This window comes from Microbacterium schleiferi (assembly GCF_020781975.1).
Classification (GTDB): domain Bacteria; phylum Actinomycetota; class Actinomycetes; order Actinomycetales; family Microbacteriaceae; genus Microbacterium.
Genome location: NZ_JAJGNI010000006.1, coordinates 1 through 16,532, shown reverse-complemented (window position 1 = coordinate 16,532; position 16,532 = coordinate 1). Strand labels below are relative to the sequence as shown.

The following is a 16,532-nucleotide window of genomic DNA, read 5'->3' as shown; positions in this document are numbered from 1 at the left end:
GTCATCAACCCGAAAGGATCCACCATGGCTGAGTTCCGCTACGGACCGGTCGAGCTCTACCTCGTCGGCTTCGAGGGCGATCGCCCGAGCCCCGATACCGCAGCCGCCTTGGCCGAGCTCGTTGAGGGCGGCCTCGTTCGTCTCCTCGACTTAGTGATCGTGTCGAAGTCGGAATCAGGCGAGGTGGAGGTCATTGAGATCGAAGAGCAAACCGAGGAGTACGGCTTCGGTGGTATCGACTTCGCAGAGATCGGGATCACCGGTGAGGAAGACATCGCGGAGCTTGTCGAGCTCGTCGAGCCGGGCACCTCGGCGGCGATCGTCGCCCTCGAACTCGTCTACGCGCGCCGGCTCGCCGACAAGCTCGCGTCGTCGGGTGGAGTGGTCCTGAGCGCCGAGCGCATCCCTGCACCCATCGTCAACGCCGTCATGGACCTGGCCGAAGAGGCCTGAGAGAAACAGGAGATCGACATGATTAGACGAGTCGGCCGACCCGGCCTCATCGGCCTCGCCGCACGTACCGCCGTCGTGGCCGGCACAGCTAGCGCCGTCTCGGGCGCGATGGCGGGCAACAGGCAGCGCAAAGCACAGTCTCAGTATGAGCAGGAACAGTACGAGGCAGCGCAACAGCAAGCGGCGATGCAGCAGGCGGCACAGCAGGCCGTCGCCGCGCAGCAGGCTGCAGCCCCCGCACCGGCAGCGGCTCCCGCGGTGGATGTCGTTGCCGAACTTCAGAAGCTCGCTGCGCTCAAGGATGCCGGCGTCCTCACCGACGAGGAGTTCGCCGCGGCGAAGGCCAAGCTCCTCGCCTGAACTCAGTCCGAGGGGTCGCTGGGCGGGTCTGAGGGCTCGACCGGCGACCCTTCGTCTGTCGAGCTGTCTGCGGCCGGGGGCTCGTCTTCGTGACGATCTCGCCCGACTGCGCTCTCTGGCGCCGCATCCCGATCACCGCTCAACCACCGGAGAACCTGGGCATTCGGATCGGCTTCGAGAATCAGTGCGCGCACCAAGAGCGTCAACGGGATGGAGAGGATCGCGCCGAGCGGCCCGATGATGAACGTCCAGAAGATGACGGAGAAGAAACTCAGCGTGAGGCTGAGGCTCACCGCGTCAGCGACGAACTTCGGCTGGATGAGAACCTGCAGCACCACGTTGACAACGCTGTAGATCGCGATCACCGCCAGAAGCAGGGGCCAACCCCCGACGACAAGGGCGAGCACGGCCGGCGGGATGAGTCCGAGGACGAACCCGATGTTGGGTACGAAGTTGGTGACGAAAGCGAGAATCGCCCACACTACGGGAGCTGGCACGCCGATGGCCGCGAGCGCTATCCCGTCGATGACTGCGACGATCGCTCCGAAGATGGCGTTGACGATGTAGTAACGCCGCGTCCCGATATTGAACGCGCGGATGCGTGCAAGCGTGTCGGTGACGGAGTCTTGGAACACCGCGCCCAGCCGCCGATAGCGAGCTGCGTCGGCTGCCATGAAGATCACGTAGGCGAGCACGAAGAACAGACCGAGCGCGACTCCGACGACCATTCCCGACACCGACGTCGCGACGCTCAGCAGCCTCGTCGGTTCAAGGAAGGACGACACGGTGTCGGCGGCACGCTGATCCCAGCCCATCGAGGCCAGCCACTGCTCGATGTCGGTCACCGTTGCCTGCAACTGCCCGAGATACTCGACGACCAGACGCGCGAACTGGCTTCCGGCGAACCACAGGAGCAGTGCCATCGCCGTAAGGATGACGTAGGCAAGCACGATGACAGCCGTGGTGGCAGTCCACAGGGGCCATCCGCGTCTGCGCAGCACGCCGTGCAGTGGGTGGCAGATGATCACGATCACGGCTGCGAGTACGAGCGGACCGACGATTTCGCGCGCCCACGAGAGGCCGACCAAGACAATCACCGTCGCGGCGAGGCCCACCAGCACCCGGAGCATGGGTGACAGCGCGGGCGGCGCGGGAGACGGCTGAGCGGAACTCACCGCGCCAGGCTACCGCGGGGCCTTCGAGCATCGGTTGTTGGCGATCACGCCTTCGGCGGTTCGGTGTGCTTGTGGCCGGGGATGACTTTTTCAACGTCTGCCGGAAGACCCTTCACCGCCGCCTCGAGCTGTCGCGAGAGGGCGCGGATCTGGCCCCGAGTGGCTGTCTCTTGATCGTCGTTGCCTCCGACGGCAGCGGCACGTTCGACGAACCACGATGCGGTGGTCGCCGTCACCACTCCGACGACTCCGATACCGACTGTCATCAATACGACGGCGATGACGCGGCCCGCCACGGTTACGGGGTAGAAATCACCGTAACCGACAGTCGTCACGGTAACGAAGGCCCACCAGATCGCGTCCCCGATGTTCAGGATGTTCGCCCCCGGCGCGGCCCTCTCGACATCCAGGACGCCCAGAGAACAGATCCAGATCAGAATCAGGACGGTGCCGCCGGCGAGGATGGAGGCCTGCGTGCGAAGTGCGTCACCCTTGGACATCTTCTGGATCTCGGTCATCGCCTGGATCAGCCGGAGTGGTCTGAGCACCGGCAGCACTACGACTGTGAGATCGAACAGGTGGCCACGAAACCACGGAGCCTTCCGCGGGGCGAGCGCGAGCCGCACGAGGTAGTCGACAGCGAAGATCACCCATGTCAGAGCCATGACTGTGCGCATGACGACGTACTCCGCGCCCTGCAGGTTCGCGATCACCTGCCATGAGTACGCGACGAGAAATGCGAGCGAGGCGATGACCAGCGGCCAGTACGTGATGCGCTGCCAACGCTGTTCGGTCATGTCGCCGAGCGTACTGAACTGAACAACCACCTCTGCGAGCGCTCGCCGAGAGTCCAAGCATCGCGCAGCATTCCCTCGCACTAGGGTGAGCCGCATGGTCACGAACCCGAACCCGTGGGCATTCGCTTCCAGCTCGCGCACGCTCGTAGCCCTGTCGATCCCCGCCGCACTCATCGGCATCCTGTCGGGAGTCATGCTGTGGGCGCTCGATGAAGTCGCGCACCTTGGGGTGCACTGGGTGTGGGAGGCGCTGCCGGAGTCTCTGGGCGCGACCGGCGACTCACCCTGGTGGATCTTCGGCGTTCTAGCCCTCACCGGATTCCTCGTGGGGCTTGTCGTCTGGAAGATGCCGGGCCACGGCGGCCAGGACTCCGCGACCGTCGAGCTCATCGCACCGCCGCAGCCGGTCCGTGCGGTGCCGAGCATCATCGTCGTCATCCTGCTCACGCTCATCGGCGGCGTAAGCCTCGGCCCCGAGAGCCCGATCATCGCGATCAACACGGCCCTGGCGGTGTGGATCGTCTCACGCCTGTGGCCCGCGATCCCTGCTCAGCTGGTCGTGATCCTGACTGCTGCCGGCACGATCGGCGCTCTGTTCGGGACTCCCGTGGCAGCTGCGCTCGTCTTCACCGGCGCCCTCGCCTCCGGCGGAGGAGCGCTGTGGGACAAGCTCTTCCTTCCCCTCGTCGCCGCCGCGACCGGCACAGTCACCTCTCTCGTCCTCGGCGGCGGGCTGGGCGCCGTCGCCAACATCGCTCCGTACACCGATCCACAGGCCATCGACCTGGTCTCGGCATCCGTCATCGCCGCAGTCGGGGCCGCGGTGGCGCTCGTCGGGATCATTGCGTTCAAGGCCCTACATCCGTTCCTGCGCCGACGGATGCCGAACCCGCTGCTTCTGAGCATCGCCGGGGGCCTGCTCCTCGGCGGGCTCGGCGCCCTCGGTGGCCCCTTGACCCTCTTCAAGGGCCTGGAGCAGAGCGCTCAACTCATCGCGCTGGACGGCACGATCGGCTGGGCAGGGCTCCTCGCCGTCGTCGGGATCAAGCTTGCGGCACTCGTGGTGGCCGCATCCTTCGGGTTCCGCGGTGGTCGCGTGTTCCCGGCGATCTTTCTCGGCGTCGCGTTCGGGATGCTGGCCCATACCCTCGTGCCGTCGATCCCATTCGGCCTCGCGATCGCCAGCGGGGTGCTTGGGTTCACGCTTGCCATCGCCCGCGACGGCTGGATCGCCCTGTTCGTCGCCGTCGCGATGGTCGGCGACATCGGCATCCTCGCGATCATGTGCGTGGCGATCCTGCCGACCTGGCTGGTCGTTGCGCGGGCACCGGAGATGATCATCGAGGATCACCCGGCGCCTCTTGTCACGTCGCGTTGATGTCGGTCTCCAAGGCTGCCGCGTTGCGGATGAAGAGGATGATCCACGTGAACACGAGGATGCCCGCGACCAGTTCGACCGCGGTCAGGGTGTAGTAGCGGACCACGAAGAACACCGCGAGCACGACGATCGCGGCGATGAAAAGCCAGCCGAGCGCGACGAACGGGCGAGGAATTCCGGGGATCCAGGCGGGAAGGCGGATCACGAGCACGCCGAACACGACAGCCATGCCCGAGGCGAACGCGGTGTGGATGAAGAAGAACTCGTTGACCGGAAAGACCCCGACAAAGGCGAGGAAGACCCCGACCAGGATGAGGCACAGCCGCACCCACCGGATGCCGTGAGCGTGCGAGGTCGGGATGCCACGGGTCGCGTACCGCGCAAGTGTCGTGACGATGAAGCCCGCCACGATGAGCGTGAGGTTGAACGTCATCGCCGACAGGTCGTTCGTCATTCCCAGCGCGGAAAGGTTGTCTCTCCACCAGTACGGGTCGCTGGCCGTCAGCATCGCCGCCAGCACTCCCTCGATGAGGAACACCGCGAGAATCAGGGCGAGCAGCGACAGATCCATATGCGTGGCCGAGTAGAAGACCAGGTACGCGGTCACCGAGGCCGCGGCAGCCGACAGGGCGAGCAGCGGCAACGCATACACTTCCGCGCCGATGAAGGCGTCCTCAAGAATCACCGCGAGCAGCGTCCACGACAGCAGCGCGATGATGCCGTGGGCGAAGGCAAGCGCCCCGGCATCCAGATAGTCGAGCACCCCGAGGCGGCGAGCGCCGGACTGGCGGGCGTGGAGGACATACCTGCCCGCCGCGAAGGCGAGGATTCCCGCGACCCCCGAGACGATCGCGGAGAACTGGCCCACCGAACCCGGGCCGGATATCGGCGCGCTCTGAAACCGGAAGACGGCCAACGCAACCAACGCGACAACGACGAACGCGACGGCTCCGACGCCTAGACTGAGCGACTCGAGAGCTCGCTCGTGGTCGGACCCGGAATCCTCGGCGACGACGATGCGGTGAGCGCGGCGCGTGTCGGCCTGCGCCGCGGGCGTCTCAGGTGATGGTGTCGCTGTCACGGCATGAGAGTAGCGCAGCGACCGCACCGCGACTCAGTCGTCGCCGGCCGGGGTGTCGGATGCCGGTGGCAGCGCGTGGCGCGGGCGCCACAGCACGATCTCCGTGGCGCGACGGACGCGGCGTCCACGTCGGAGGGTGATGACCGATCCGCTCGATCCCGCCGCGAACACCCGAGCGCCCGGCCTACTGGCGAGCTCCGCTTCGACGCGCGCCTCGAGGTCGCGCACCCGGGTGTGCAGCTCGCGCACGCGGTTCTCCAACTCGATGATGCGCGCGATCCCCGGCAGGCTCATTCCCTCACCCGAGAGCCGGGCGATCTCTCGCAGCTGCTCGACGTGGCGCAGCGAGTACCGGCGCGAACCGCCGTGTGTACGCGCCGGAACGACGAGACCGAGGCGGTCGTACTGCCGGAGGGTCTGCGGATGCATGCCGGTGAGTTCGGCCGCTGCCGCGATCGCCAGGATCGGGGCCTCGTCGTCGATCTCGTGTTCAGCCATCCGTGTGTCCTCGATGGGGGTCAGGTTGCCGCGCGGGCCAGCAGTTCGGCGCGCGGGTTCTCTTTCGGTTCGGCCTCGCGGTACTTCTCGAGCGCTTCCCGTGCGGCGCCGTCGACGTGGGTGGGGACGGCGATCTGGACCTCGGCGAGCAGGTCACCGGTGCCCTTCCGGGTCTGCACGCCACGTCCCTTCACGCGCAGTACGCGCCCCGACGGCGTGCCGGGGGCAACGCGCAGCTTCACGGGGTCGCCGCCGAGGGTGGGGACCTCGATAGTCGCGCCGAACACGGCCTCGGTGTACTTCACGGGAACGACCACGCGGAGGTTCAGCCCTTCTCGGGTGAAGACCGGGTGCGGCCGCACCGTCACCTGCACGACGATATCGCCGCTCTCACCGCCATCAGGCGAGGGCCGACCACGACCGCGCAGCCTGATCTTCTGCCCGTCGGCGACACCCGCAGGGATCTTCACCTTGAACGGCTGACCGTCTTCGGACTGCAGGGTGATGGTCTCACCCTTGGTCGCGGTCACGAAGTCGATCGTCGCGCGGGCGGTGACGTCGGCGCCACGGGTGGGCCCGCCGTAGCCGCGGAAACCGCCGGATGCCTGCCCGAACCGTCCCGAGCCGAACGAGCTGCCACCGCCCTGCCCGAACATCGAGAAGATGTCATCGAAGTCAGCGCTCTCGTAGCTGTAGCCCCCGCGGCTCTGACCGAACCGGCTGAAGACGTCCTCGAATCCGCCCGCGCCCTGACCGCCCGCCGTGAAGCGTGCGCCCGATCCCATCGCGCGGATCTGGTCGTACTCCTCGCGCTGCTCGGGGTCGGAGAGCACGGCGTACGCCTCGCTGATCTCCTTGAACCGTGCTTCGGCCTTCGCATCGCCGGCGTTGGAGTCGGGGTGGTACTGGCGGGCGAGCTTCCGGTACGTCTTCTTCAGGTCTGCCGCGGACACCTCCTTCGAGACGCCGAGGACCTTGTAGAAGTCCTTGTCGAACCAGTCTTGACTGGCCATCGATTGTCCTCCGTGCTACTCAGCGGGCACCGCGACGACGACCTTCGCGGGGCGAAGCTCGATCGATCCGAGCCGATAGCCGACTTCCACGACCTCCAAGATCGTGGTCTCGGTAGCCCCGGGAGTGGGCTGCTGGAAGATCGCCTCGTGCTGCTGCGGATCGAAGACCTCGCCGGCTTCGCCGTACGAGGTGACACCGAGCCGCTCGGCGACCGAGCGGATCTTCTCTGCGATCGCTGCGAAGGGAGAGCCCTCTTCGAGGTCGCCGTGTTTCTCGGCCCGGTCGAGGTCGTCGAGCACGGGGATGAAGCCCTTCGCGACAGCCCCTTTCGCGCGTTCGATCTCGATCTCCCGCTGCTCCTCCGTGCGGCGGCGGTAGTTGGCGTACTCCGCCTGAAGGCGCTTGAGGTCGGTCAACAGCGCCGACTCGAGGTCGGCGAGCACGACATCCTCGGCCGCAGCGGCGTCAGCCGACTGCGCAGCCCCGAGAATGGCGTCCACCGTGAGGTCATCCTGATCGGCACCGGCAGCGTCGGAGGAGGTGTCCTCCGACGCTGCCGCGTCACCGTTGTCAGCGCTCGCGCTGTCAGGGGCGCCGTCAGGTCCGACTCCGGAGTCCTTCTCCGAAGGTGTGGGCTCTTCGTCGTCCTTGCGTGCCATGATCTCTTCCGTTTACTTCTTGTCGTCTTCGTCCTCGACGACCTCGGCGTCGATGACGTCCTCGTCGGGGTTGGGGACCTCACCCGAGCCGGGCTCGCTCGCCGCGGGGTCGGGGTTCTCGCCGGCGGCCTGCCCTGCCTGGTAGATGGCTTCACCGAGCTGCGACTGGCTCTGGTTCAGCTTGTCGAACGCAGCCTTCACCGCGTCGTCATCCTCGCCGGCAAGAGCGGTCTTGAGGGCGTCGACATCAGCCTGCACCGAGGTCTTGACCTCGTCGGGCAGCTTGTCTTCGTTGTCCTTGATCAGCTTCTCGATCGAGTACGACAGGGTCTCGGCCTGGTTTCGGGTCTCAGCCGACTCGCGACGCTTCTTGTCTTCAGCGGCGTGTTCCTCGGCCTCGCGCACCATGCGCTCGATGTCTTCCTTGGGCAGCGACGATCCACCGGTGATCGTCATCGACTGCTCCTTGCCGGTGCCCTTGTCCTTGGCGGACACGTGCACGATGCCGTTCGCGTCGATGTCGAAGGTCACCTCGACCTGCGGGATGCCGCGAGGGGCCGGCGCGATGCCGGTGAGTTCGAAGGTTCCCAGCGGCTTGTTGTCGCGGGTGAACTCGCGCTCACCCTGGAAGACCTGGATCGCGACGGACGGCTGGTTGTCGTCGGCGGTCGTGAAGGTCTCGCTGCGCTTGGTCGGGATGGCGGTGTTGCGCTCGATGAGCTTGGTCATGATGCCGCCCTTGGTCTCGATACCGAGGCTCAGCGGGGTGACGTCGATGAGCAGAACGTCCTTGCGCTCACCCTTGAGGACACCGGCCTGAAGCGCCGCACCGACGGCGACGACCTCATCAGGGTTGACTCCCTTGTTGGGCTCCTTGCCGCCGGTCTCCTTCTTGACCAGGTCGCTCACCGCGGGCATGCGGGTCGACCCACCGACGAGCACGACGTGGTCGATGTCGCTGACCTTGATGCCGGCTTCGCGGATGACGTCCTCGAACGGCTTCTTCGTGCGGTCCAGCAGGTCCTTCGTGAGGTCCTCGAACTTCGCGCGCGTGATCGTCTCGGACAGCGACACCGGGCCGTTCTCCGTCAGCGACAGGTAGGGAAGGTTCACGCTCGTGGATGCCGAGCTCGAGAGCTCCTTCTTCGCCTGCTCCGCGGCCTCCTTGAGGCGCTGCAGGGCGATCTTGTCACCCGAGACGTCCACACCGGTGGTGTCCTTGAACTGCTTGATCAGGTAGTCGACGATCCGCTGGTCCCAGTCGTCACCGCCGAGGCGGTTGTCACCGGCGGTCGAACGCACCTGGATCGTCGAGAAGTCGTCATCCTTGCCCACCTCCAGCAGGGAGACGTCGAAGGTTCCACCACCGAGGTCGAAGACGAGGATGAGTTCGTCTTCCTTACCGCGGTCCAGGCCGTAGGCGAGGGCGGCGGCGGTGGGCTCGTTGATGATGCGCAGGACGTTCAGGCCCGCGATCTCGCCGGCTTCTTTGGTCGCCTGACGCTCGGCGTCGTTGAAGTACGCGGGGACGGTGATGACGGCATCCGTCACCGAGTCACCGAGGTACTGTTCGGCGTCGTGCTTGAGCTTGGCCAGGATGCGCGCCGAGATCTCCTGCGGCGTGTACTTCTTGCCGTCGACGTCGAAGGTCCAGTCGGTTCCCATGTGGCGCTTGACCGACGAGACGGTGCGGTCGACATTGGTGACGGCCTGGCGCTTGGCGGTCTCGCCGACGAGCACCTCGCCGTCTTTCGTGAAGGCGACCACCGACGGGGTGGTGCGGAAGCCCTCGGCGTTGGCGATGACCTTGGGCTCGCCGCCCTCGAGGACGCTGACGACGGAGTTGGTGGTTCCGAGGTCGATTCCCACTGCACGTGGCATCTGTTTCTCCTTGTTCTGCGTGGAAGCGATGTTCCGGTTGAAAGTCGACTCGCGGCTCCTTGCACGGTTGAGGCACGAGGTTGAGTCGCGATGACTCAAGCGTAGCCACCCACCCTCTCGGTGTCAACTGGAGTTGAGTCCACTCGTATCAATTTTGTGCGGGCGATAATGATCGCGTGAATCTTCCGTGGCACTTCGCTCCGCTGCGCGGCGAGCGTGTGACACTCGACCTCGTCGGCACGGACGACGTGGAGGCGCTGAGCGCGATTCAGGGCGACCCGGCGATCGTGCGCTACATGCTCTACGAGGCGCGGTCGCGAGAGCAGGTCGTCGCCGCCATCGAGCGCGACAGCGCCCACAACTCCCTCGAGAAGGCCGGTGACTACGTTCAGCCGGCGATCCGGGATGCCGATGGCCAGCTGGTGGGAACGCTGTATTTCAAGCTCGCCAGCACTGATGACCGCACCGCAGAGATCGGATGGCTCCTGTCGGCATCCGCGCGGGGCAAGGGCTACGCGACCGAGTCCGCTGACATCTTCCTGCGGGTCGGATTCGAAGAGCTCGGGCTGCACCGCATCTACGCCGAACTCGATCCCCGCAACGAAGCGTCAGCCGCAGTCTGTGCGCGGCTCGGAATGCGTCACGAGGCCCATCTGCGCGAGAACATGTGGCTGAAGGGCGAGTGGGTCGACACCGCGATCTACGCGATCCTCGAGCAGGACTATCGACGCATTCGAGCCTGAGTGCCGCGAGTGATTCACACGAGCTTCGCGAGGGTTTGCAGCGCAATCACGAGAAGGCCGAGCCCGATGAGGATGCCGAGAGCGAGCACCCTCTCCCACCACCTCGCGTGCGAACGGCGAACGGCGAGCCAGCCGATCAGCGCGAGGGTGACGACGTAGACGATGGCGGCAGCGCTTATCGCCGTGGACAGGTCGATGATCTCGAGCCATCCGAGAAACAGTAGTCCGCCCGGCACGGCAACCGTCGACAGGCCACCGCCGGCGACGCGGGTCAGGACGATCCAGTCCCGGCCATGGGGAAACTCCCCCTCCACCGCGAGGTGCGAAACCACGTCTGACACCAGACCCGCGATCGTGATGCCGATCACACCGAACAGCAGGGCAAGCAGGGCGTGGTCGGCATCCTCGTGATCGGAACCCGCGATCACGAGGATGATGGCAAGTCCTGTGAAGGTGGCGTAGATCCGCTCGCGAAGATACGCGCCGACCGCCCGACTGCCGCCGGTGTTGAAGAGGCGGTCATAGCGCCGCTGCATCGTGGATCCACCCTCGGGGGCTGTCGATCGCGCGGGCGCTCCGTCTGTTCGGGCACCGTCGCGTGGTTCGTCGGCTGACGCAGGCGTCATCATGTGCAAACGGTACCGTCAGCCTTCCGCCGCCGCCGCCCGCCGTCGCATCCGCCGCGCCTTCTGCCGCCCCTTGGCCCAAGTGTCGAACCGCGCGGTGTCGGGGATTCGGGCAAGGAGGGGCCCGACCACGATGGTGATGAGCACGTAGGCCGTCGCGAGGGCGGCAAGGGACCGGTCGGCACCGGCGGACACGGCAAGTCCCGCGATGACGATCGAGAATTCTCCGCGCGGCGTCAGGGCGAAACCAGCGCGCCAGCGGCCGGGTTCGGCGATCCCGGCTTTGCGCGCAGCCAGGTAGCCGGTGAGCACCTTTGTGCCCATGGTGACGATCGCGAGGATGAGCGCGGGCACCAGAACCGGAGGCAGATCGGCGGGGTTGGTCGACAGCCCGAAGAACAAGAAGAACACCGCCGCGAACAGATCGCGCAGGGGGGTGAGAACCTGCGTCGCGTGCTCTGCCGCGGGACCCGAGATCGCAATCCCGACGAGGAAGGCCCCGACCGCGGCCGACACGTTCGCCTCTGCGGCAAGCCCCGCCACGACGAGCGTCAGTCCCAGGACCGACAGCAGTAGCACGTCGGCGCGCTTGGACCAGACGAGCTTGGAGACGAGCGGTCCGTGCCGGAGCGCGACCCACAGGATCAGGAGCACCGCCGCGAGGGCGATCGTGACGCTGATCGCGCCGGCGGCAAGATCCATGCCGACCAGCACAGCGGTCAGGACCGGCAGATAGAACGCCATCGCCAGATCCTCGATCACCAGGATCGAGAGGATCGTCGGTGTCTCTCGGTTGGGGAGGCGGCCGAGATCCTGCAGCACTTTCGCGACGACACCGGATGAGGAGATCCAGGTGATCCCCGCGAGAACCAGCGCACCCACGGGACCCCAGCCGAGAACGAAGCCGGCGATAGCGCCCGGAATGGCGTTCAGGGCCATATCGATCCCGCCGGCCATCCGCGACCGGTTGAGGCTGCCCATCAGCTCTTTCGCGTTGTACTCCAGGCCCAGCATCACCAGCAGCAGGATGACGCCGATCTCGGCGCCGACCTCGATGAACTCCTCGCCCTGTGAGATCGGCAGGATGCCGCCCTCACCGAACGCGAGGCCGCCCAGGAGGATCAGCGGGATCGGGGAGATCCCGATGCGGCCCGCGAGGCGACCCAACAGCGCGATACCGAACAGCAGCGCGCCGATCTCGAGAAAGAGCAGCGCGCCATCATGCATCGATCAAGCGCCGTTCAGGATCCGGACCAGGTGCTCAAGACCCTCACGGGTGCCGACGACGACCAGGGTGTCTCCGGCGCGCAGCGCGTCGGAGGGCTCGGGCGCCGGGATCACGCCCGACTCGCGCACAATGGCCACGACGGAGCAGCGCGTGAGCGTGCGCGCTTTCGTGTCGCCGAGGGGTCGCCCGACGTACGGGGAGTCTGCCCGCACGGGAATCTTCTCGATCTGCAGGCCGGCGAAGGCCTCCTGCAGGCCCGCCAGCTGGGTGAGGATCACCGAGCCGCCGAGCACCTCCGAGAGCGCCGTGGCCTCGTCATCCGTCAACGCGAGGGTGTCACCGCAGCGGTCGGGGTCGTCCTCGTCGGAGATCGCTATCTCTCGACCGCCCTCGCGGAAGTTCACCACCGAGAGACGCCGACCATCGTCGGTGAGGATGTCGTGACGGATGCCGATGCCGGGTAGCTCGGCGCGCTCCACGTGAACGGGCATGCGCCCATCTTCCCACCAAAAGGGCTACCCAATGTTCACTCTGGACCCCTAGCGTATGGCGAGTGAGCGACAGCGAGCCCGAACTCCGCGAGGCCCAGGCCCCGACACCCGACGCAACCGGTGTGCCGACTCCTCCGCCGACCACCGACACCGATGCCCTCGAGAGCCTGGCGGTGCTCTTCCAGGACTCCACCGAGGAGCGGCACGTCCCGCGCAAGCAGGTGATCTCGTGGGCGTTCTGGGACTGGGCGACCCAGCCTTTCAACTCCGTCATCCTCACCTTCGTCTTCGCGGCCCTGTACCTCGTCTCCGACAGCTTCCTGCCCGCTGACGTCGCTTCGCTCCCCGATGATTCCCCTGTAAAGGAGGCGGCGCTGGCCGACCTCACCAGCGGGTACGGCTTGGTCACCACCATCGCGGGGCTGCTGATCCTGTTTCTCGCGCCGGTCCTCGGCCAACAGGCCGATCGCCGGGGCAGCAAGAAGCGCTGGCTCTTCGTGTTCACGATGCTCCTCGCGCTCACGCAGTTCGCGTTGTTCTTCGTCTACGCCCAGCCCGTCTTCTTCTGGTACGGCGCGGCCGTGCTGGCCGTGGGTGCGGTCATCTCCGAGATCGCCGGCGTCAACTACAACGCGCTGCTCGTCCAGGTGTCAACGCCGAAGACGGTCGGCAAGGTCAGCGGCCTCGGCTGGGGCATGGGCTACATCGGCGGAATCGTCGCCCTCGTGATCGTCGTCGCTCTCACGTTCGCGGACTGGTTCGGGATGGACACCTCCGACGGCCTCGCGTATCGCCTGATCGCGGTCGGATGCGGTGTGTGGACGATCCTTTTCTCCATCCCGCTCTTTCGGAACGTCCCCGAGCCCCCGCCCTCGGCGCCCGGCCAAAGCGTGGGCTTCTTCCGCAGCTATGTGGTGCTCGTGCACGACATCGCGCGCCTGTTCCGGGAGCACCGTCCGACCTTCTGGTTCCTCATCGCCAGCGCCGTGTACCGCGACGGTTTGGCCGGGGTCTTTGCATTCGGCGGAGTGCTCGCAGCCGTCGCGTTCGGATTCGGGCCGACCGACGTCATCCTGTTCGCGATCGCGGCCAATGTCGTGGCCGGGCTGTCGACGATCATCGCGGGTCGGTTCGACGACAGGTTCGGCGCGAAGGCCGTCATCGTCGTCGCCCTGACCACCCTCGTGGTCGTCGCGTTCGTCGTCTTCGCGTTCCACGACCTGGGTGCCGTCATCTTCTGGATCGGCGGACTCATCCTCTCGGCCATGGTCGGGCCGGCGCAGGCAGCATCCCGCTCGCTGCTCGCTCGCGTCACCCCGACCGGGATGCAGGGTGAGATCTTCGGGCTCTACGCCACAACCGGACGCGTCGCGAGCTTCCTCTCCCCGGCCATGTGGACCGTCTTCATCGCGTATTTCGGCTCGACCCTCTTCGGCGTCCTCGGCATCGGACTGGTGCTCCTGCTCGGCCTCATCCTGCTGCTGCTCGTGCGGCTGCCCAAGCGCTCGGCGGTCTGAGCGCGGCGCTCGCCTCCGCGATGTAGGACAACTCGCCTACGCAGGTCGATTGGGGCGGCATCCGTCCTACCTGGGTGATTACTCCTACCTGCGGGATTGGCGCGGGCAGGGTCAGCTGGGCCAGGCGTCGGCGAGCTTGGTCAGCAGACGGGCGAGGTCGGTGCGTTCGGCATCCGTGAAGGATGCCAGGGCCGTCGTGATCGCATCGCGTCGCTGATCGCGAAAGCCGCGGACGAAGGTCTCGCCCTTCTCGGTGAGAACGATCCGCGTTCGGCGGGCATCGTCGGGGTCGGCCTCGCGGCGAACGAGCCCGAACTCGACCCCCTGCTGCACGAGGCGCGATGCGCGAGGCTGATCGACGCCGATCGCTTCGCCGAGCTCGCTCACAGTGAGCGGATGGTCGCTGGATGCCAGCACTTCAAGCACACGCATCCGCGCCGGACCCGAGATGCGGGCATCGCCGCGATGTTCTTTCGAGCCCATCGGTCCCACCCACGGGCCCCAGCCGACGCCCGGACCGAAGCCGGGGCCGCCTCGGTGATGACCGCGCCGACGATGGCCGTCCTCGTCGTCGGTCCCGTGGTTCTGCGAGTCGTGCGGCCCTGGAGGCATCCACGGCCGGTGGCCGCGCCGTCCTCGCAGGCGAACGAGTGCCGCCGCGATCTGATCGATGGGGTCGGACGGCGTGATCGGCATCCCTCCAATTTACATGCGAGTTGACATGGATATCGATTACATGTCACCATGCAAGTACATGCACTAATACATGCATTCCGGAGCAACGCAAAAGAGCGCTCGGAGACGACGCGGGTTCTGCCCGCCAGAGAGGATTCCCCATGAACACCCACGAAGAACACCACGAAGACGCACCCGCCGGGAGCGACCGCCCGCTCGGCTACTGGCTGCGCCTGGTCGAGGCCCTGATCAGCCGCGAGTTCGACACACGCCTCGCCGAGTGCGGCGCTGACCGCCGCGATTGGATGCTGCTGGGCGTCATCGACGGCACGCACGCCTGGGCCCGAGCACCTCGAGGCAAGCGGATGCGCCGCCTCGAGGATCGCGGCTGGATCGAGCAGAACGGATCCGGCGACTGGACGCTCACCGACGCCGGTCGTGAGATGAAGGAACGCCTCGCCGAGGCCGTGTCCGGCATCCGTGAGCGCGTTTCGGGCGCCGTCTCACCCGAGGACTACGCCACGACCATCGCGTCACTTCAGGCGATGGCCCGCGGACTCGGCGGAGAGCAGGAGCACGACCTGGACCCGGACCTCGGCTTCGGCCGGTTCGGCCGCGGGCGGCACGGTCGCCCCTTCGGACCGCGGTTCCACCCCGGATTCGGACGCGGCTTCGGCCCCGGTTTCCGTCCGGGTTTCGGTCCGGCCTTCGAAGCCGACAACGATGCGCGCCATTGCGACGACGGCCGTGACCACGGCTCGCACCGACAGGGTCACCGTCACGGCAAGCATCACCGGGGCGAGCACCGCCGCGGCGCGCGCGCCTACGAGCGGGGCTTTGACGCCGGCTTCACGCGCGGTCGCGAGTCAGCGGCAAGCTGAGGCATTCCGACCCCAAACACACCTATCGGTCGCGTCGTCTTGCGGGTTCGGCTCACGTCAACCCGCAAGAAGGCGCGACCGAACTGTTGCTGGCGGCTCGCTGAGCCAGAGACAGGATGACTAAGCGCCGGACTACTCCGCGGCGCGGGTTCCGACATCCGTGCGGTGAAAATTCTGGTGCGATCGGGATGCCGTCGGTCCGCGTTGTCCTTGGTAGCGGTTGCCGTACGGGCCAGATCCGTAGGGGTTCTCGGCGGGAGACGACAGCCGGAAGAAGCACAGCTGCCCGATCTTCATGCCGGGCCAGAGCGTGATCGGCAGGGTAGCGACGTTCGACAGCTCGAGGGTCACGTGGCCCGAGAAGCCAGGGTCTATGAACCCCGCAGTGGAGTGCGTAAGCAGCCCGAGCCGCCCGAGCGAGGATTTGCCTTCGAGCCGCGCGGCGATGTCGTCGGGGAGTGTCACCTGCTCGAACGTCGAACCCAGGGCGAACTCGCCCGGGTGCAGGATAAACGGTTCGTCGGGTGCCACTTCGATCAGCCGTGTGAGATCGGGCTGGTCGACGGCGGGGTCGATGAACGGATACTTATGGTTGTCGAACAGCCGGAAGTAGCGATCGAGGCGAACGTCTACGCTCGAGGGCTGCACCATCTCGGCATCCCATGGGTCGAGCGCGACCCGACCAGTGGACACTTCGTGGCGGATGTCGCGGTCCGAGAGCAGCACGAGCCCAGCCTACGACCCCTCGCGAGCTGCTTGGTATGCTGGCGGGGCGCCTCGGCGCATGGGGCTGTAGTTCAATGGCAGAACTTCTGCTTCCCAAGCAGACAGCGCGGGTTCGATTCCCGTCAGCCCCTCCAATGCCCTCACGTGCGGCCGTAGGCCGTGCGGGAGGGCATTCGCGTGGGTGCCGTAGGAACCGATCTCCGCGTGCGGGTGGGCCCACGCCGCCGGAGGCTCCGCGCGCCGCACAGCGGCGTGTGGAGTGGCGGTGGGGACGATTCCCGTCAGCCCCTCCAATGCCCTCACGTGCGGCCGTAGGCCGTGCGGGAGGGCATTCGCGTGGGTGCCGTAG

General features: G+C 66.7%; 18 protein-coding genes and 1 tRNA gene. 7 read left to right on the top strand and 12 right to left on the bottom strand.

Going from position 1 to position 16,532, the window contains the following annotated elements; genetic code table 11:
* Positions 1 to 24: 24 nt before the first annotated feature.
* Both LL236_RS08220 and LL236_RS08215 read left to right on the top strand, forming a co-directional pair.
* A complete protein-coding gene (locus LL236_RS08220) occupies positions 25 to 453 on the top strand; it encodes a DUF6325 family protein (protein WP_228178260.1) in 429 nt (142 codons plus the stop codon).
* Between the two features lie 18 nt (positions 454 to 471).
* Positions 472 to 813, top strand: a complete 342-nt coding sequence (locus tag LL236_RS08215; protein ID WP_228178259.1) for an SHOCT domain-containing protein — start codon at positions 472 to 474, stop codon at positions 811 to 813.
* Positions 814 to 815: 2 nt separating this feature from the next.
* On the opposite strand, the gene LL236_RS08210 is transcribed toward LL236_RS08215, so the two are convergent.
* Positions 816 to 1,988 (bottom strand): AI-2E family transporter, encoded by a 1,173-nt coding sequence (locus LL236_RS08210; protein WP_228178258.1) that lies wholly within the window; start codon positions 1,986 to 1,988, stop codon positions 816 to 818.
* Between the two features lie 44 nt (positions 1,989 to 2,032).
* Positions 2,033 to 2,785 carry a potassium channel family protein gene (locus LL236_RS08205; RefSeq protein WP_228178257.1) on the bottom strand — a complete coding sequence of 251 codons (753 nt, stop codon included), beginning with the start codon at positions 2,783 to 2,785 and terminating at the stop codon, positions 2,033 to 2,035.
* A gap of 94 nt (positions 2,786 to 2,879) precedes the next feature.
* On the opposite strand from LL236_RS08205, the gene LL236_RS08200 reads away from it, so the two are divergent.
* A complete protein-coding gene (locus LL236_RS08200) occupies positions 2,880 to 4,163 on the top strand; it encodes an ion channel protein (protein WP_228178256.1) in 1,284 nt (427 codons plus the stop codon).
* On the opposite strand, the gene LL236_RS15000 is transcribed toward LL236_RS08200, so the two are convergent.
* From LL236_RS15000 to dnaK, 5 genes are read right to left on the bottom strand one after another with little or no spacing between them, the layout of a single operon-like run.
* Positions 4,150 to 5,244, bottom strand: a complete 1,095-nt coding sequence (locus tag LL236_RS15000; RefSeq protein WP_228178255.1) for a DUF998 domain-containing protein — start codon at positions 5,242 to 5,244, stop codon at positions 4,150 to 4,152. The two genes, LL236_RS08200 and LL236_RS15000, sit on opposite strands and share 14 nt — an antisense overlap.
* Before the next feature lie 33 nt (positions 5,245 to 5,277).
* Positions 5,278 to 5,742, bottom strand: coding sequence for a heat shock protein transcriptional repressor HspR (locus tag LL236_RS08190; protein WP_228178254.1), 465 nt, complete (start codon positions 5,740 to 5,742; stop codon positions 5,278 to 5,280).
* A 20-nt stretch (positions 5,743 to 5,762) separates the two neighbouring features.
* Positions 5,763 to 6,755, bottom strand: coding sequence for a DnaJ C-terminal domain-containing protein (locus tag LL236_RS08185; protein ID WP_228178253.1), 993 nt, complete (start codon positions 6,753 to 6,755; stop codon positions 5,763 to 5,765).
* 15 nt (positions 6,756 to 6,770) lie between these two features.
* Positions 6,771 to 7,415 (bottom strand): nucleotide exchange factor GrpE, encoded by a 645-nt coding sequence (locus LL236_RS08180; RefSeq protein ID WP_228178252.1) that lies wholly within the window; start codon positions 7,413 to 7,415, stop codon positions 6,771 to 6,773.
* A gap of 12 nt (positions 7,416 to 7,427) precedes the next feature.
* Positions 7,428 to 9,296 (bottom strand): molecular chaperone DnaK, encoded by a 1,869-nt coding sequence (dnaK, locus tag LL236_RS08175; RefSeq protein ID WP_228178251.1) that lies wholly within the window; start codon positions 9,294 to 9,296, stop codon positions 7,428 to 7,430.
* 176 nt (positions 9,297 to 9,472) lie between these two features.
* Here dnaK and LL236_RS08170 point away from each other — a divergent pair, with 176 nt between their 5' ends.
* Positions 9,473 to 10,039 (top strand): GNAT family N-acetyltransferase, encoded by a 567-nt coding sequence (locus tag LL236_RS08170; RefSeq protein ID WP_228178250.1) that lies wholly within the window; start codon positions 9,473 to 9,475, stop codon positions 10,037 to 10,039.
* 14 nt (positions 10,040 to 10,053) lie between these two features.
* Here LL236_RS08170 and LL236_RS08165 read toward each other — a convergent pair whose 3' ends face one another.
* The 3 genes from LL236_RS08165 to LL236_RS08155 are packed head-to-tail and all read right to left on the bottom strand — an operon-like array spanning position 10,054 to position 12,384.
* Positions 10,054 to 10,668, bottom strand: a complete 615-nt coding sequence (locus LL236_RS08165) for a hypothetical protein (protein ID WP_228178249.1) — start codon at positions 10,666 to 10,668, stop codon at positions 10,054 to 10,056.
* A 15-nt stretch (positions 10,669 to 10,683) separates the two neighbouring features.
* Positions 10,684 to 11,892 (bottom strand): cation:proton antiporter, encoded by a 1,209-nt coding sequence (locus LL236_RS08160; RefSeq protein ID WP_228178248.1) that lies wholly within the window; start codon positions 11,890 to 11,892, stop codon positions 10,684 to 10,686.
* A 3-nt stretch (positions 11,893 to 11,895) separates the two neighbouring features.
* Positions 11,896 to 12,384, bottom strand: a complete 489-nt coding sequence (locus LL236_RS08155) for a cation:proton antiporter regulatory subunit (RefSeq protein WP_228178247.1) — start codon at positions 12,382 to 12,384, stop codon at positions 11,896 to 11,898.
* A 62-nt stretch (positions 12,385 to 12,446) separates the two neighbouring features.
* Between LL236_RS08155 and LL236_RS08150 the strand changes: the two genes are divergently transcribed.
* The gene (locus LL236_RS08150; RefSeq protein ID WP_308017249.1) at positions 12,447 to 13,901 is read left to right on the top strand and encodes an MFS transporter; all 1,455 of its coding nucleotides are present in this window, start codon (positions 12,447 to 12,449) and stop codon (positions 13,899 to 13,901) included.
* Between the two features lie 111 nt (positions 13,902 to 14,012).
* On the opposite strand, the gene LL236_RS08145 is transcribed toward LL236_RS08150, so the two are convergent.
* Positions 14,013 to 14,597 carry a MarR family winged helix-turn-helix transcriptional regulator gene (locus LL236_RS08145; protein ID WP_228178246.1) on the bottom strand — a complete coding sequence of 195 codons (585 nt, stop codon included), beginning with the start codon at positions 14,595 to 14,597 and terminating at the stop codon, positions 14,013 to 14,015.
* Between the two features lie 140 nt (positions 14,598 to 14,737).
* Here LL236_RS08145 and LL236_RS08140 point away from each other — a divergent pair, with 140 nt between their 5' ends.
* Positions 14,738 to 15,457: a hypothetical protein gene (locus LL236_RS08140; protein WP_228178245.1), complete on the top strand. Its 720-nt coding sequence runs from the start codon at positions 14,738 to 14,740 to the stop codon at positions 15,455 to 15,457.
* Between the two features lie 132 nt (positions 15,458 to 15,589).
* Here LL236_RS08140 and dcd read toward each other — a convergent pair whose 3' ends face one another.
* Positions 15,590 to 16,183 carry a dCTP deaminase gene (gene dcd / locus LL236_RS08135; protein WP_228178244.1) on the bottom strand — a complete coding sequence of 198 codons (594 nt, stop codon included), beginning with the start codon at positions 16,181 to 16,183 and terminating at the stop codon, positions 15,590 to 15,592.
* Between the two features lie 60 nt (positions 16,184 to 16,243).
* Between dcd and LL236_RS08130 the strand changes: the two genes are divergently transcribed.
* Positions 16,244 to 16,317, top strand: a tRNA-Gly gene (locus LL236_RS08130).
* Positions 16,318 to 16,532: the final 215 nt, after the last annotated feature.